The sequence below is a fragment of the Solibacillus sp. FSL W7-1436 genome, from assembly GCF_038007305.1.
Lineage (GTDB): Bacteria > Bacillota > Bacilli > Bacillales_A > Planococcaceae > Solibacillus.
In genome coordinates this window covers 1,652,175-1,667,958 of sequence record NZ_JBBOWV010000001.1, presented here as the reverse complement: position 1 = coordinate 1,667,958, position 15,784 = coordinate 1,652,175, and the positions used below count along the sequence as shown (strand labels likewise).

The window sequence follows — 15,784 nt, the reverse complement described above, 5'->3', positions numbered from 1 at the left end:
AGTTGCACCTCCTACTATGGAGTTATTAAATTCCCACCTTTATCGTAATAGCTACCCGGCGGTAGATTTTCATCTCCATATGTATTGCCTGTTTCTTCATTTGGAGTATTAGAATTGGCGTTTTGTTCATCGTTAATTGTATCTCCCCCGGTAAAATCTTCATCAGGGAATCCATCACCATCTAAATCAATCGGATCTTGTTCTTCATCACTCGTATTATCCCAAGTATTTTGTCCTTCTCTTTGTGGAGGTGATTCTACAACAATGCGATTAACCGGTGGATAATAGTCCCGGCTTACTAACTGTTGTTCACCATAAACTGTTCGGTACACAGATACACGCAACCCCTCTGTACCTTCCTGAATTTGCTGTTTTTGACCGGTTGACAGATCACTTGAATAGCGAGTGATCGTACGCGGCAGTACCGTTTCATCACGTGTTACTGATATAGAAACCTCGGCCTCTTTGCGCGACGTATAAATTTCTGTTAATAATTTTTCACCGTCCATTGACAACTTTAATAAGATAGGTGTTGTTAGCGTATTGGCAAATTTCAAATCTTTACCTGCCAATACATCTACCTTCGCTTCTAGACCAGGGCTAAAATAGGAAGGAATTTTATTTTGAGAATGGCGTTCTATAATTTTGCCATTGCTATTAAGAGCTGCATTGTATAGATTGGAAGCAATAAAATTGATGGCCTCACGATTTGACAAATTAATCGCGTCCCCTAATTGATTAATCATTGAAAAATCCATATTCGGCTCAACTACTGTATCATTCAGTGCAAGTACAAGTTCATTTATTCCCATTGTACTCTCTGGCATTGTCTCACTTGATAATGAAATACGCTCTGTTTGTATTGTTGATAAATCAGTGACTATCGCTTCAACTTCCTCTTTTTTTAAATAAGAAGCATTTAGCAACACTTTTTCATAAGTTGAATCCGTATCCCATATTGAAATATTGCTAATTTCATCTTTTACAACTTCATTTGGAAGTATATTTAATGGAAGATGAACCGTTTTTTCACCTGACCAAAATTTATACCATGGTTTGCGGTAATTCTCTTCATAATTATTAACTGTACTTTTTATATCAAATTGGAATGTAGAAGAACTGAGTTCAATCGAACTACCTCCACCTGAAACAATAAAATTGTGGGTATACCAATCATTAACTGCATTTGTTAACACAACTTCTAATTCCTTGCTGTTCATATCGCCGACTTCTATTCCGGCTATTGTAGGACCTTTGACTTTCATAACAGATGATTCAATAGGGCTAGCAATGAAGCGTGGTACCCATATAGCAAGGATTATAGAAAATAAGGTAAATAGACCTATTAATTTAATAATATTCCTCATGCGTTCACCCCATAATAATATTTTTTATTTTAAAATGTTATTTTATAAGTAATAATTACCAAAAAATTAGTGACATCTGTACCACCAATTTTAGCAAAAACGATTTTATTTTACCAAGTGTTTCCTTTATGCTAATATTTATATAATACAACAAAGATTACTTTATGACTATATATGGTTTGTATTTTTTGTGTATTTTATTTTTGTAATCATTTTTTACTATTTAAATTACATAAATATACTATCTTAATATTTAAATATTACATAATAAAATATTACTTAAGGACCAATCTTATAAAGAGGAGTCGTTAAAATGAAATTTTTACGGCAAGACAACGGAATATCTCTAGTAGAAGTAGTAGCTTCTATTGTATTAGTTACAATTATTTTAATTTCATTTTTCAGCCTACTTTTACAAACAAAAAAAACAAATGTTCAGTCAGAGACTATACACGAGGCAGTTTATTTAGCTCAAACAGAAATGGAAAGGATTTATATTTTTTCAACCTCTCCTAATTCTTTGTCAAAGCTAACTAATACACCACTAGCTATAGATGCTGTTACTTATCAATTAAAGAAACCCATGGTGCACGTTAACACTTGTTCCAAAAAATTACCGGATGATCCGACTGCTTATGAAAAAGTTTATTCATATACTCGAGATTCAGATCGGAATGACACTCAAAAGCAATATACAATAAACTTAACAATTTCTACGCTCTGTCATTATACTAATACAGCAAATGTTGCTATTGAAATTTTAGAAAAGCCATCCAACATTATAAAAGCAAATATTGAAAATATTTATATTTGGCGATAAATTTTTAGGAAGGAGATAAAATGAAAAGATACTTTAAAAATTATATCGGCTTTACATTGGTAGAAACTTTAGCTGCTATTGTTATATTTTCTATTGTGATGATATTAGTCTTTAGTACCTTAAATTCATCTGTCGAACAAAATAAGGAGCAGACTGCTGAAGCTTTTCAAATTAATGATGCTGCCTTTATGCTTAAACAAATTACCAAGGATATCAGAAAAAGTTATAAAATTAATCCTTCCAAAAATCCATATCTCTTTATGGATGAAAATGATAACTTACTTTTTAATTACACTTACAATTCGGAAACTAAGACATTGTCACGTAATGATGTCATTATTGTAAATAATATTGAAGATTTTAATATGAGTTGGAATGAACATACGGTTTCAATATATTTTACTTTAAATAATCAGGACTACACTACAACAATAGCATTTAGAAAAGGAGACAAATAATGAAGTATTTGAATACTAAAGGCAATACTTTACTTTTAACAATCTTAACTATTGTACTCCTATCTGTTATTGCTCTAGGGCTCTTTACAATTACCACCAATTCTAATAAAACAACAGTTAATGAACGTTTTGATCAATCAATTTATTATATTGCCGAGGCAGGGATCAATTTAGAGAAAGTAAAAATCTCTAAGACCTTGAAAACTATTCACTCAACTACTATTTCACAAATGAATGCTTTAACTTATGAAGAACAACAGCGTATTTTAACTGTATATGACAGCTTTGATAGTTATTATAACTCAATTATCAAATCTAGTTTTTGTACTGAATATAATAAAGAAATTCAAAAACAAAAATGCAGCTATATTAATAATGATATTTATTATGAAAATACTTACGATAAATTTTCACAGCAGTTTAAAGAGCAACCGGTTGCTAAGACAACAATAAAGGGGATTTGTAAATCTGTTGCTAAAACCATTAGTTGTGAATTTACAATCAACTCTAAAGGTTTTTTAGTAAATGCTCCTTCTAAGAAACGTACACTCGAACAAACAATTTTAGTTGATCTTAACGCTCCCCCGCCTGTAGGAGGGGGAAATGGTAACGGGGGAAACCCATCACCACCTAGTTTACAGATTAAAGATATGACGGTAGTAACAAGCAGCAACATAACATTAACTCGGGGAGCCATAATATACGGAGATGTTGCCAGTGGTGGCATAGTAAAATTGGATGAAGGGGCTTCTATCACTGGTAACATCGCCGTAACTCCTATTTCAGTTAACCTTAATGACTATTTACCACCATTCCCTTCAATAGATTTTAATAATGTGACTAATCTTGTTTTACCTAATACCGAAGTCATAAAAGATAATTCCAATAAAACTGACATTATTAAAGATGGCAATTTTTTAGCAACAAACTGGATGACGGATAAATATGAATTAAACTTAAATAAAGATACTTATTTTAAGAGCTTTAAAGTAAGAGAAAACAATACGATTACATTAAATATCGGTAATAAAGATATTAATTTATATATAGATAAACTAGATATTACCCAAGGACATATCAAAATTATAGGTTCGGGTAAGCTAAATATTTTCGTGAAAGATTCTATCGATATTAAAGGCTCTTTCAATAATAATGGAAAACCTGGTCAGGTAAACTTTTATTATCAGGGAACATCAGCAGTAACGTTTTCAAACGAAACTTCCCTCTTCGGTTCCTTTTATACAAAAACAACCGATTTAACACTTACTGGAGGAGCAGCTTTAAAAGGAAATATTTATTCTGGCGGGGGAAATATCTCTATTTCTGGGGGTGTCCCAACGAATGGTCAGTATATTATTGCTCCCCATGCAAAGATTAACCTTACACAAGGTGGAAATATTACCGGCACTGTACTTGCCAAAACAATTTACGCAGATGGAGGTGTATCGATTAATTATGGAGACAGTATCATCCCAATTCCAGTCACGCCTAATAATCCTATACAATATCAGCCAGCTGTTGATTTACTAACAGAATCTCCTATGTATGAAATCTAACTGTAATTTTACGTTAAGGTTGTTAAACTTTATTGATTACTAATAGAATGCTAGATAAAAATATTTTCATTTCATATTTTTAAAAAAGAAAATCCCACAAAAGAGTCAACTACCTAGCTCTTTTGTGGGATTCTTTTTAAATTAGCTCTACCTACTCCATCACATGCATCGGATCAACACGCTTCGTCCCGACCATATTAAACAACACATTCAAGAATATCGCCGTTACAGATCCCGCAACAATCCCATTAGAAGTCAAAATCGACATCCATGACGGAAGGTTTTCGAAAATGCCTGGTACTGTTGCAACGCCGATTCCTAGACCGACGCCTAGTGCTGCGACCATTGCGTTTTCCATTGATTTTGCGATTTCTGGTGCTAGCATTCTAACACCTTGTGTAATAACCATACCGAACATTGCCAACATCGCTGCACCAAGTACTGGTGTTGGGATAATAGTAGTTAATGCTGCTAATTTTGGCAGGAATCCAAGTGCTACCAGCATACCGCCTGTAATGAAGATTACTTTGCGGTCGCGTACGCCTGACATTTGGATCAGTCCTACGTTTTGCGAGAATGTTGTATACGGGAATGCGTTGAAAATACCACCGATAATCGATGCTAGTCCTTCTGCACGGTACCCTTTAGATAAATCTTTTGAAGTTAAATCTTTTTTTGTAATATCACTTAATGCATAGTAAACACCTGTTGATTCAACTAGTGATACCATCGCCACCAATGTCATCGTTAAAATAGCAGAAGCATTGAATGTCGGTGTTGCTAAGTAGAATGGTTGCATAATGTGCAGCCAAGATGCTTCAACAACCGGGGCAAAATCAACTTTGCCCATGAAAATACCGATTACTGTTCCTGACACCATACCTAGTAAAATTGCAATCGCACGAACGAAGCCAACTGTGAAGCGGTAAATTACTAAAATAATTAATAATGTAATAAACGCTAGTGCCACATTTGAACCTGATGCAAAGTCTGCTGCCCCTTGTCCACCAGCCATATTGTTAATAGCTACCGGAATTAAGCTGATTCCGATAATCGTTACGACCGAACCTGTTACAACAGGCGGGAAGAATTTAATCAATTTCCCGAAAAGGCCTCCGATTAATACAATGATAATACCTGAAGCAATTATCGCGCCGTAAACATCACCTAAGCCGCCGCCAGAACCGATTGCGATAATCGGACTTACCGCTGTAAATGTACAGCCCAGTACAACCGGTAACCCAATGCCGATCACTTTCCCCTTCCATACTTGGAACAGTGTTGCCACCCCGCACATGAAAATATCAATCGCTACTAAATACGTCATTTGTGCTGAACTGAACCCTAATGCCCCACCGATAATTAACGGTACTAAAATGGCTCCTGCATACATTGCCAACAAATGCTGAATCCCGAGCATTGTTGCTTTCGTGTTATTCATAAAAAGTTTTCCTCCAATATAGGTGTACTCTTGCTGAGTCAATTTACATCGTCTGAACGTATTACCTTTTAAAAATGTGAGCTGCTAGATTAATCGTAAAATTCTACTTTGCCGTTTGCCAATGATTTAATATTTGCCAATGATTCGATGCGCAGTCCTTGCTCGCGTAACATTTTTCCGCCCTCTTGGAAACCTTTTTCAATGACAATGCCTGCTCCGACAATTGTTGCACCTGCCTGGTTCGCAATGTCGATTAAGCCTTTTAACGCTTCACCATTCGCTAAAAAGTCGTCAATGATCACGACATTATCATCCGCCGTAATAAACTTATTTGATACGGAAATTTCGTTTGTCTCGTTTTTTGTGAATGAATGTACTTTTGATGTGTACAGGTTGTCCGTTAATGTCAGTGATTTGCGTTTACGGGCAAAGACAACTGGTGCACCAAGTGTCAGGCCTAAAAAAGTGGAAGGTGCAATACCGGATGATTCGATCGTCAATACTTTTGTAATGATCTGGTCCGAAAAACGCTTCGCAAATTCGTCGCCGATTTCTTTCATTAATAATGCGTCAATCTGATGATTTAAAAATGAATCTACCTTTAACACTGTATCTGAAAGCACTTGGCCCTCTTTTTCTATTTTTTCCTTTAAAAGCTTCATAATAAAAGCTCCTTCCCATTTGAATGTAAACAAAAACAAAAAACTCGAAAGGCAAGCTCCCTACGATGAGTGGAGCAAGACTTCCGAGTAAGTTCAAAAGTAATAACAAATGTTTTGTGCAAATCTATAATAATTGGACAAATACATTCATTAAGCATGCTTCACTCATAGTCGGTTTATTTACGGTAAACCGGTAGAAACTTGCAAGCCTTATTCTTGCTATTATATGAGTGGCGAATATTTAATTTAACAATATGAATGTTCCAATTATAATCATGGAAATGATAGTTTGCAATAACATTTAAATAATTAAATTATTCTTATTTTTCGGAAATTTAGTTAAAAAGTAAAATTTATTCAGTATAATGTTCGGTTTTAGGCATTATTTTCTAAGATTTTAGCTAAATTCTCTTTAAATTGTTCGAACTTCGAAACGTCCGCACCGAAGTAGCTCATGCTGCGGGTAACGAAAATCGACACTTTTTTGCCATCTTCATAAACCATCTCCGCGAATGGGCCGGTCTGTTCCAGTAATTGAACTTTTGTCACATCTTCATTAAAAATGATTAACCGATCAGCATACCGCGCTTTAAATTGCTCATATGCGGCAGTCCCCTGCAAAATAATAATTTCCGGCTGAAACTCGTCCAGTACTTCTTTAAAAATGAGATTTCCCCGCTCAAAATTGGCTGTATTCTCTTTTTTAGCTGCTTTCGCTTCAACCGCCGATTCCAGCTGGTACGTATTTAACGATGTATAAATGAGCGTTTCCTGGTGCTGTTTTTCCAGCCAGTTTTCAAACTGCAATGAGCCTTTGAATTCCCGGGGGGCCCCTTTAATTTCCCTTAAATAAAGGTCATGGAAAAGCTCTCTGTTTATTAACGACTCCGCAAAAATCTGTTCGCTTCGGTCTTCCACTTTAAATAATGGCACCGCATATGAACTTACTAGGAAAATGCGTGATTTATACGGGTTTCCCTTTGTGAGGAACGGTCGGTACAACACATCATTGCTCTCTTCTCCTATTAACCATGGGTATACTTTTTTATAGAAACCTTTTGAAATAGGCATATTTTCACTTCCTTATTGTTCAATGGTACTCAATTTTTGTTTCTTCTATAATACCACTCTTGCAGTCATCATACTTGAAGAAATTATTCCTCACTTTTGTACAGATTATCCTCAAACAGTCTAGCATAATCCTCAATCACTCTCACTTATTCCTCAATTCAGGACAAATAATCCTCATAAACAAAAAAACGCAATGTAAGCCTCGAAGCTCACATTACGTTCCAGAAATTAATTATTCGATAAATCGCAGTCCTTTAAAGGAACGATTTTCGTTTTGTGTTTAAATTTGTAGCCAAACCATAAAGCCGCAAACAGTGGTAAGCCGATATATGAAACGACAACACCGTACCAGTCAATCGTTCCGCCCATGAAGGCCATATAGTTTTGACCTAGTACGACAATCATACATAGGGCAAACGCAAATAGCGGACCGAATGGGAAGAATTTTGATACATACGGTAAATCGCTCAGTGAATGTCCTTGTGCGACATAGGCACGACGGAATCGGTAATGACTGATCGCAATACCGAGCCAGGCGATGAAGCCGGACATACCAGAAGCATTTAATAGCCAGATGTACACTACTCCGTCACCGAAAAATGATGCGAGGAATGCTAATGAACCTACTGCCAATGTTGCTAATAATGCATACATCGGAATACCGCGTGAAGTTACTTTCATGAACAGTTTCGGTGCTTTTCCTTCTACCGCTAACTGGTAAAGCATACGACTTGCTGCATATAAACCTGAGTTCCCTGCAGATAACATCGCCGTTAAAATGATCGCGTTCATAACAGATGCCGCAAACGCTACACCTAAGTTCTCAAATACTAATGTAAATGGACTTGTCGCAATATCTTCTGAAAGGAGACGTGAATCCGTATACGGAATAAGCAATCCGATTGCACCAATTGCGAAAATGTAGAACAGTAAAATACGCCAGAATACTGAACGTACAGCTTTTGGAATATTTTTGCCCGGGTCATCTGTTTCCCCTGCCGTTACCCCAAGCATTTCCGTACCTTGGAATGAGAAACCGGCTGCAAGGAAAATACCGAACAATGCCAGGAAACCGCCATTAAAAGGTGCGTCGTCTTTAACGAAGTTTGTGAAGCCGACCGGATCGTTCCCGCCTAAAATTCCGAAAATCATTAAGAAGCTGACAATGATGAAGACAATTACTGTCGCGACTTTAATCATCGCAAACCAGTATTCCGCTTCACCGAAAGCTTTTACAGATGCTAAGTTAAATGATAAAACGACTACAATAAATAAAATTGTCCATAAAATTGAAGAACTGTCCGGGAACCAGTATTTCATAATTAACGAAACAGCCGCAATTTCTGCTGCAATTGTAATTGCCCAGTTGTACCAATAGTTCCAGCCAAGCGCAAAGCCTAGTGCCGGATCCACAAATTTTGTTGCATACGTACTAAACGAACCGGATGTTGGCATATAGGCAGCCATTTCCCCTAATGATGTCATTAGGAAATACACCATAACGCCGATCAGTGCATATGCGAGCAATGCCCCGCCAGGACCTGCCTGTGCAATCGCACCACCTGATGCTAAGAATAAACCTGTACCGATTGTTCCGCCAAGTGAAATCATCGTTACATGGCGACTTTTCAAACTCTTTTTCAACCCGTTTTTATTATCGAGCTGATCTATTTTAATCTCACTCATGATAAAACTCCTTTATTTTAGCCAATACCGTTGTAATAAGGCGGCTGTCCATTAGTTGCTTTAACTTTTTAGCCAATTGAGCTAGTTTTTTAGTCAAATTTATACGTTTATTAGTCCATTGAGCTAGTTTTTTAGCCAAAGTCCTGTAATTTTAGCCGCTCTCCGAAACTTTTTAGCCACTCTCGAATAAATCTGTAAAAAGAAAAACCACCACAAGTTTTTGTGATGGTTATATTTACACCTCATCAAACTTGAAAGATAGCTCAACACATGCTCACACATGTGACAGTTCTGTTCCTTATCGAAAACAGCCCCAGCATTATTTTCAAGAAGAAAAATAACACTTCGGCAACCATTCCTTTCATAAAGCTTCACCGATTCTTCCTAATCTCAGCTATACTAGTCTTAATGATTGCGACCTCTACCTCATACATCTACATGAGGTAATGTTTTATTTAATTGATTAAAAGTCTAACATAACATTTTTTTGATAGCAATGGCTTCAACTTTATTCTGTTTTTTAAGAGTATTCACACTACTTAAAACTATATTACTAGTCAAAAGGAGAATTAATATGGACGCAGAACAATTAAATCAAAATAGCAAAAAAATACTATCCAACAGAACACTCATCTATTTTATGGTTGCCGTATTTTTATTTGCGACAACATTACGTACACCGATTACGTTAATCGGTCCAATTATTTCATTTATTCGTGACGACCTTGGAATATCGAACTTTCTTGCGGGCTTCTTAACGACTATCCCTTTAATTGCCTTTGCGGTCGTTTCACCATTTGCACCACGAATTGCGCGTAAGTTTGGGATGGAATGGACCTTATTTTATTCCGTCATTCTGCTATGTGTAGGGATCGTATTGCGTTCACTTGGGGCAACATCCTTACTCGTTTTAGGAACAATATTAATCGGGGTCGCCATTGCATTTGGTAATGTCCTTATCCCTAGTTTTTTTAAATGGAAATTCCCATTACATATCGGTTTATTGACAGGGATTTATTCCGTATCAATGAACATTTCTTCCGGACTTGCTGCAGGCTTTAGTTATCCGATTGCTGCAAGTGCAGGCTGGCAAATCGCAGCTGGTATTACGATTATTTTAGGTATTCTTACAATGCTGATTTGGCTGCCGATTTTGCGTCAGGAAAAGGTCGAATTAAATATGCCCTCTTCGCAAACAAAGAAAACGCAGATGTGGAAATCCCCGCTTGCCTGGGCAGTCGCTGGAGCAATGGGCTTTCAATCATTTATATTTTACTGCTCGTCTGCGTGGATACCGGAAATTTTTATTAGCCAAGGCCTTGATGCTACAGCGTCCGGCTGGATGGTTTCCGTTATGCAGTTTTCGCAAATTCCGATGACATTTATTATCCCGATTATCGCCGGTAAAATTGCTTCACAACGTCCAATCGTCGTTTTCTTTACGATATGTTACTTAGTCGGTTTTACTGGTGTGTTGATGGAATGGACAAGCCTAGCAGTCGTATGGATGATCTTATTAGGCTTTGCAGGCGGGGCTTCGTTTGGTTTAGTACTGATGCTGTTTTCATTGCGTACAAAGACAGCGTATGATGCGGCTGAACTTTCCGGCTTCGCACAGTCAATCGGTTATTTCGTTGCCGCAATCGGACCGGTTCTGTTCGGATACGTCCATGACTTGACGGACAGCTGGTCAATTCCGATTTTGCTGTTTATCCTGATTTCTGTGCTGTTACTTTTCGCTTCCTATATGAGCTCAAACAATCGTATGGTATAACCAAACGTATGTACCCTTTTGTGATATAATAGCGGTAATAAATAAAAGGAGTACAGAACTTTGCGTAAAAAGAGAAGACGAAATAAAAAACGCCTGCCGGTCATCCCGCTATTTTTCATCGCATCGGCTGGTGCAGCTGGTTTTTATGTAATGCGAACGGCTGAAGGCATCGGTATTGGAATTGTCGCTTATTTCGTACTATATATCGCGTTTAAAATTTGGCTAAGATCGCTGAAGACGAGGAAGTTACGAAAGTCCGGCATTCGCGAAGTCGATAAAATGACCGGTGAGGATTTCGAGAGATTTTTAGGGGAGTTATTTAAACGACGCGGTTTTAAAGTGAGCTATACTGCAACGAGCGGTGACTACGGTGCCGACCTTATTTTGAAGGACGGTAAAGATATTATTGCAGTGCAGGCAAAACGCTATTCCGGTACGGTTGGTGTAAAAGCGGTACAGGAAATTATCGGTGCGGTGAAGATGTATGAGGCAACTGAAGCATGGGTTGTCACAAACAGTCATTTTACACGCCAGGCCGAAAAACTTGCCGACATCAATGACGTTTATCTGATCGATCGTGAGGAATTGATTCAGATTATCTTGAACAAAAGATAAAGAAACAGGTGTGCAGAGGCTTTCGCTTCCTGCACACCTGTTTTTAATATGGCTGCTGCTGGTATAGGTAGTTTGGTTTTTTGATCTTGTTGGCAATCGGTTCATGATACAGATCCGTCGTTGCAGGAGACAATGGCGGTACTAACCATACCCAATTTCCCGTTACATCCCGGTCGCTCTTATTTTCCTGCTTTTGAAACAGCTGAAACTGCTGGGCGGCTGTATGATGATCGACAATACTAATGCCCGCTTTTTTATATGAATGAAGAACCGCAACATTCAGTTCGACAAGTGCACGGTCCTTCCAAAGCGACGCATTCATCGAAGTGTCCAGTCCCATTGTTTCGGCCACTTTCGGCAGGAAATTATAGCGGTACGTATCCGCCAAGTTGCGCGCCCCGATTTCTGTTCCCATATACCAACCGTTAAACGGTGCTGCCGGAAAATCAGTTCCTGCAATATTAAAACGCATACTTGAAATAATCGGAACCGCATACCATTTCATATTCAACGGCGAAAAATCATACTCCGGATGGGTAATCGCCACTTCCAGTACATGCTCTTTCGGAATGTCAAATATCATCGGCTCCCGGTCTTCCACTTGAATTACAAGCGGTAAAACATCATAGTTTGTACGTGCACCTTCCCAGCTGAGCCTTTCACATATTTTCGTGAACTCGAGCGAATCGGAATCACCAATAATCCCATCATCTGTTTCATATCCGGCATAGCGGATTAGCTGATGGTTCCAAATGCGTACACGCTCCGGTTCAAACAGTGTAATGGCCGGTCTGATTTTCCCGTTGTTGGTAGCAAAATCAATATGGTTGATTAGCGCTTTATAAATATCCTGTTCACTAAGTAAATGGCGCTCATCAAACACGGTCAGGCTATTCCAAAACAGTCGTCCGATGCATTTATTGCTGTTGCGCCATGCAACCCGCGCCCCATGTGTAAGCTCATCTGACGTTAAGGTGAAATCCGGAAGCTGAGCCTCTTCCAGCCGCTTTTTCAGCCACTCTTCTGTCTTGTTTGTTTCTTTTTTATATAAAGTAAGGAAATCTATCCGTTCATGCAATACAGTAGTCGTTGTTGCCATTGTTTCATCCCCTTCTAGCCTTATTTTGGCCTCTTAGAAAGAGAAACTCAATGAAACAACAACCGGTTAAAACATGTATATTTCATACATGACTAAAATTGTTCATAAAGTTCGGATTGATAATTAATAGGGCTCATTTTATAAAAGACGAATTAAAACCTTCCCTTGATGCTTTCTGCTTTCAATTAGACGATGTGCTTCCCGGACTTCCTCTAAATCGAATACTCGTGCAATCGGAACGCTTAATTGCCCTTTTTCAAACAATGGAATGATTCGCTCAACTACAGGAGCTAATCGAGCCGGGGCTTCCTTACGAGTTGTACCTAAGCTGAAACCTTTTATGTTTCGGCAGCTATTATGCACATCGCTTGTTGATATTACGCCAGCCTTTCCGCTGCTATTTCCAAACTGAACTAATGTGCCAAAATTAGCTAAGCATTCAAGACTTGCCTTTGTCACATCACCAGCGACTGAGTCAAAAATCACTTGTGCCCCTTTATCATTAGTATGTTGCTTAACACCTTCTACAAAGCTGTCATAAGTAAACACATCATCAGCACCTATGCTTAGAACATAATCTTTTTTACTCAAATCACCAACAGTTCCAATAATTTTCGAGACCCCATAATATTTTGCCAACTTAACAAGCATTGTCCCCACTCCACCAGCCGCGCTGTGCACGACAATTGTATCTTCCTTTTGTACTTCACCAATCTGATTAAGTAAAATCTCAGATAAAATAGTCACTGTTGGTAGAGCAGCAGCTTGTAATGGGTCGATTGCTTCGGGAATTTTAAAGGTTAACGTTTCTTTCGCCGCTACTACTTGCTGATAAGAACCCTCTTTAGGGAATGCGAAAACATAATCTCCTTTTTGAAATGCCGCACATTTACTTTCGATAACGTGCCCTACAATATCTAAGCCTAATGTGATAGGAAATGTACTTTGACCTTTATTACCTATTCGAGTTTTAATATCAGCATAATTTACGCTCGTATATAGCCCCTGTATTAATACTTCTCCCTGTTGAATTACCGGTATCTCCGCATCTTCCAAAATTAAAACATCTGCCGCTCCTGGTTTGTATTGACGCACACTTTTCATTTCACTCACTCCCCTTTATTTATTTCAAATAAAATAGCCGCCCAAATTCGGACGGCAACTCTCTGTTAAACACGACTTAATAGCTTAACTCATCCTTCTTCATTAATAATTACATTTTTTCCACGTAATTTCATAAGAATCGGAATTAGTATCCATAAAACTGCAACAATCAAGAAGATTAATGAAAGTGGTTTTGCTACGAAAATACTGTATTCTCCATTTGAAATCGTTAAAGCACGTCGCATGTTATTTTCAATCATCGGACCTAACACAAGCGCTAAAACTAATGGGGCAACAGGGAAATCATTTTTCGCAAAGAAGTAGCCTGCAACACCGCATCCTAATAGTAAGAATAAATCAAACGTCGTATATTGAACTGCATATACACCGAAAAATGAAATTGCAATAATAATAGGCAGTAAAAATCGTTTCGGTGTTTGGATAATTTTAGCGAATACACGAACTAATGGCATGTTCAATACAAGCAGCATTAAGTTTCCAAGGAACATACTGGCGATCAAGCCCCACGCTACATCTGGATGTTCCTCAAATAATAATGGACCTGGCTGAATATTGTACATAATGAACGCACCCATTAAAATAGCTGTCGTCCCTGATCCCGGAATCCCTAATGTTAATAAAGGGATCATCGCTCCACCTGACGCCGCATTATTCGCAGATTCCGGTGAAGCAACCCCTGCAATATTTCCTTTACCAAATGATTCTGGTTCTTTGCTGATCTTCTTTTCTGTAATATAAGCAAAGAAAGAAGCAAGTGTCGCTCCAGCGCCTGGTAGTACACCTAAAAAGAAGCCAAGGAATGATCCACGAGCAATTGGTGCTGCACTATCTTTTAAATCCTTTTTTGTAGGTAAAATACGATTAATTTTTGCAATCGGCTCATCGTTGCCATCCTTCTCAAAAATCGTTTTGAAGACTTCACCTAATGCAAATAAACCTACAGCAATTGTTAAAAATTCAATTCCGCTAAATAAAACCGGCTGGTCATATGTAAATCGGGCAATTCCTGAAACAGCGTCTATTCCAATTGTTCCTAGGAGTAGGCCAAGAACAGTCATAATTAATGCCTTTGTTATCGATTTCCCCGCTAAACCACTTACCGCTGCCAACCCTAACAGCATTAGCGAAAAATATTCTGCCGGACCAAAATTGATTGCTACTTTAGATAATGGTCGGGCTAACAGAACCAACCCGATCAACGCAATAATACCGGCGATAAACGAACCGATTGCTGCAATAGATAAGGCAGCTCCAGCCCTTCCTTGACGTGCCATTTGATACCCGTCAAGCGTCGTAACAACTGAAGAAGATTCGCCTGGTGTATTTAATAAAATAGATGTTGTAGATCCACCATACATTGCACCGTAGTAAACTCCGGCTAGCAAGATGATTGAACTAGTTGCAGCCATTTCTATTGGTAAACCAGATGTTAATGTAGCCGTAACAGGAATTAATAATGCGACACCGCTCATTGGTCCAATTCCTGGTAATACGCCTACTGCTGTTCCAATAATTACACCTAATAATGCGAATAAAATATTATGCCACTGAAAAGCAATAGCAAACCCGTCTAATAAATACTGTACCGTTGACATATCAGCTCCTCCTTTCTATTTAGAGTGGGAATTTAGGTAATGATCCGCCTAATACGTTCACAAAGCCGAAGTAAATAATTGCTGAAAACGCAGCTGCCACTATAATCGAGCTAACCCACTTTCCTCGTTCAAGTGTTTGGAATGAAATTAATAAAAATGCAAAGGTCGTAACTAAATATCCTAGTTTTTCAAGTAAAAATGCATAAGCAACTGCTGAAATAAAAATAATTAGAAATTGCTTATAATTAGAGAATTTCGCCCCTTCTTTATCCTCAATACTTTTATATATTGCCTTATGACGAACCGTTTCAAAAAATAGTAAAATACTTAATATAATTAAAGCTATTCCTAATCCAAACGGAAATGTACTCGGCCCAATTTGAGAGCCGTATGCACTTGCAGATATTTTTTGGGATTCGACGATAATCAGTATTCCTAGCATCAAAAATACAACACTAGCAACACGGTCAAATTTTAAATTCATCGTTGTACACCTCCTATAAAGCAGATGAGGG

General features: G+C 38.0%; 14 protein-coding genes and 2 riboswitches. Of the genes, 5 read left to right on the top strand and 9 right to left on the bottom strand.

The window, feature by feature from the left end:
- Nucleotides 1-14: 14 nt before the first annotated feature.
- On the bottom strand, nucleotides 15-1,367 hold the full coding sequence (locus tag MKX73_RS08370) for a VanW family protein (protein ID WP_340717036.1): 1,353 nt from the start codon (nucleotides 1,365-1,367) through the stop codon (nucleotides 15-17).
- Nucleotides 1,368-1,680: 313 nt separating this feature from the next.
- On the opposite strand from MKX73_RS08370, the gene MKX73_RS08365 reads away from it, so the two are divergent.
- Genes MKX73_RS08365 through MKX73_RS08355 form a run of 3 tightly spaced genes read left to right on the top strand, consistent with a single transcriptional unit; the run spans nucleotide 1,681 to nucleotide 4,201 of the window.
- Nucleotides 1,681-2,187 (top strand): type IV pilus modification PilV family protein, encoded by a 507-nt coding sequence (locus MKX73_RS08365; protein WP_251690510.1) that lies wholly within the window; start codon nucleotides 1,681-1,683, stop codon nucleotides 2,185-2,187.
- A gap of 20 nt (nucleotides 2,188-2,207) precedes the next feature.
- Nucleotides 2,208-2,645 carry a type II secretion system protein gene (locus MKX73_RS08360; protein WP_251690509.1) on the top strand — a complete coding sequence of 146 codons (438 nt, stop codon included), beginning with the start codon at nucleotides 2,208-2,210 and terminating at the stop codon, nucleotides 2,643-2,645.
- Complete coding sequence (locus tag MKX73_RS08355; RefSeq protein WP_251690508.1) at nucleotides 2,645-4,201, top strand: DUF7305 domain-containing protein; 1,557 nt, start codon at nucleotides 2,645-2,647, stop codon at nucleotides 4,199-4,201. Before MKX73_RS08360 ends, MKX73_RS08355 begins: the two co-directional genes overlap by 1 nt.
- Nucleotides 4,202-4,352: 151 nt before the next feature.
- Here MKX73_RS08355 and MKX73_RS08350 read toward each other — a convergent pair whose 3' ends face one another.
- From MKX73_RS08350 to MKX73_RS08335, 4 genes are all read right to left on the bottom strand, one after another.
- Nucleotides 4,353-5,642 carry a nucleobase:cation symporter-2 family protein gene (locus tag MKX73_RS08350; protein ID WP_251690507.1) on the bottom strand — a complete coding sequence of 430 codons (1,290 nt, stop codon included), beginning with the start codon at nucleotides 5,640-5,642 and terminating at the stop codon, nucleotides 4,353-4,355.
- Between the two features lie 89 nt (nucleotides 5,643-5,731).
- Nucleotides 5,732-6,304: a xanthine phosphoribosyltransferase gene (locus tag MKX73_RS08345; protein WP_340717035.1), complete on the bottom strand. Its 573-nt coding sequence runs from the start codon at nucleotides 6,302-6,304 to the stop codon at nucleotides 5,732-5,734.
- Nucleotides 6,305-6,452: 148 nt separating this feature from the next.
- Nucleotides 6,453-6,554: riboswitch (purine riboswitch) on the bottom strand.
- Between the two features lie 125 nt (nucleotides 6,555-6,679).
- On the bottom strand, nucleotides 6,680-7,375 hold the full coding sequence (locus MKX73_RS08340; protein ID WP_340717034.1) for an RNA 2'-phosphotransferase: 696 nt from the start codon (nucleotides 7,373-7,375) through the stop codon (nucleotides 6,680-6,682).
- A 228-nt stretch (nucleotides 7,376-7,603) separates the two neighbouring features.
- The gene (locus MKX73_RS08335; protein ID WP_340717033.1) at nucleotides 7,604-9,061 is read right to left on the bottom strand and encodes an amino acid permease; all 1,458 of its coding nucleotides are present in this window, start codon (nucleotides 9,059-9,061) and stop codon (nucleotides 7,604-7,606) included.
- Between the two features lie 251 nt (nucleotides 9,062-9,312).
- Nucleotides 9,313-9,493, bottom strand: a riboswitch (Lysine riboswitch).
- A 142-nt stretch (nucleotides 9,494-9,635) separates the two neighbouring features.
- On the opposite strand from MKX73_RS08335, the gene MKX73_RS08330 reads away from it, so the two are divergent.
- Both MKX73_RS08330 and MKX73_RS08325 read left to right on the top strand, forming a co-directional pair.
- Nucleotides 9,636-10,835: a CynX/NimT family MFS transporter gene (locus MKX73_RS08330; protein WP_340717032.1), complete on the top strand. Its 1,200-nt coding sequence runs from the start codon at nucleotides 9,636-9,638 to the stop codon at nucleotides 10,833-10,835.
- Between the two features lie 60 nt (nucleotides 10,836-10,895).
- Nucleotides 10,896-11,450 carry a restriction endonuclease gene (locus tag MKX73_RS08325; protein ID WP_340717031.1) on the top strand — a complete coding sequence of 185 codons (555 nt, stop codon included), beginning with the start codon at nucleotides 10,896-10,898 and terminating at the stop codon, nucleotides 11,448-11,450.
- Between the two features lie 43 nt (nucleotides 11,451-11,493).
- Here the strand turns inward: MKX73_RS08325 and MKX73_RS08320 are convergent, their stop codons facing one another.
- The 4 genes from MKX73_RS08320 to MKX73_RS08305 all read right to left on the bottom strand — a co-directional run bounded on the left by MKX73_RS08320 (nucleotide 11,494) and on the right by MKX73_RS08305 (nucleotide 15,753).
- Nucleotides 11,494-12,549 (bottom strand): nitric oxide synthase oxygenase, encoded by a 1,056-nt coding sequence (locus MKX73_RS08320; RefSeq protein ID WP_340717030.1) that lies wholly within the window; start codon nucleotides 12,547-12,549, stop codon nucleotides 11,494-11,496.
- A gap of 138 nt (nucleotides 12,550-12,687) precedes the next feature.
- A complete protein-coding gene (locus MKX73_RS08315) occupies nucleotides 12,688-13,653 on the bottom strand; it encodes a quinone oxidoreductase family protein (protein ID WP_340717029.1) in 966 nt (321 codons plus the stop codon).
- Nucleotides 13,654-13,742: 89 nt separating this feature from the next.
- Entirely contained in the window at nucleotides 13,743-15,269 is a 1,527-nt protein-coding gene (locus MKX73_RS08310; protein WP_340717028.1) for a tripartite tricarboxylate transporter permease, read from the bottom strand.
- Nucleotides 15,270-15,288: 19 nt separating this feature from the next.
- A complete protein-coding gene (locus tag MKX73_RS08305) occupies nucleotides 15,289-15,753 on the bottom strand; it encodes a tripartite tricarboxylate transporter TctB family protein (protein WP_340717027.1) in 465 nt (154 codons plus the stop codon).
- Nucleotides 15,754-15,784: the final 31 nt, after the last annotated feature.

Bases quoted from the DNA above. Each gene is read 5' to 3' on its own strand.
- MKX73_RS08355 (WP_251690508.1), top strand. From the start codon at position 2,645: ATGAAGTATTTGAATACTAAAGGCAATACTTTACTTTTAACAATCTTA.
- MKX73_RS08315 (WP_340717029.1), bottom strand. From the start codon at position 13,653: ATGAAAAGTGTGCGTCAATACAAACCAGGAGCGGCAGATGTTTTAATT.
- MKX73_RS08335 (WP_340717033.1), bottom strand. From the start codon at position 9,061: ATGAGTGAGATTAAAATAGATCAGCTCGATAATAAAAACGGGTTGAAA.
- MKX73_RS08330 (WP_340717032.1), top strand. From the start codon at position 9,636: ATGGACGCAGAACAATTAAATCAAAATAGCAAAAAAATACTATCCAAC.
- MKX73_RS08365 (WP_251690510.1), top strand. From the start codon at position 1,681: ATGAAATTTTTACGGCAAGACAACGGAATATCTCTAGTAGAAGTAGTA.
- MKX73_RS08360 (WP_251690509.1), top strand. From the start codon at position 2,208: ATGAAAAGATACTTTAAAAATTATATCGGCTTTACATTGGTAGAAACT.
- MKX73_RS08305 (WP_340717027.1), bottom strand. From the start codon at position 15,753: ATGAATTTAAAATTTGACCGTGTTGCTAGTGTTGTATTTTTGATGCTA.
- MKX73_RS08340 (WP_340717034.1), bottom strand. From the start codon at position 7,375: ATGCCTATTTCAAAAGGTTTCTATAAAAAAGTATACCCATGGTTAATA.
- MKX73_RS08320 (WP_340717030.1), bottom strand. From the start codon at position 12,549: ATGGCAACAACGACTACTGTATTGCATGAACGGATAGATTTCCTTACT.
- MKX73_RS08350 (WP_251690507.1), bottom strand. From the start codon at position 5,642: ATGAATAACACGAAAGCAACAATGCTCGGGATTCAGCATTTGTTGGCA.
- MKX73_RS08370 (WP_340717036.1), bottom strand. From the start codon at position 1,367: ATGAGGAATATTATTAAATTAATAGGTCTATTTACCTTATTTTCTATA.
- MKX73_RS08310 (WP_340717028.1), bottom strand. From the start codon at position 15,269: ATGTCAACGGTACAGTATTTATTAGACGGGTTTGCTATTGCTTTTCAG.
- MKX73_RS08345 (WP_340717035.1), bottom strand. From the start codon at position 6,304: ATGAAGCTTTTAAAGGAAAAAATAGAAAAAGAGGGCCAAGTGCTTTCA.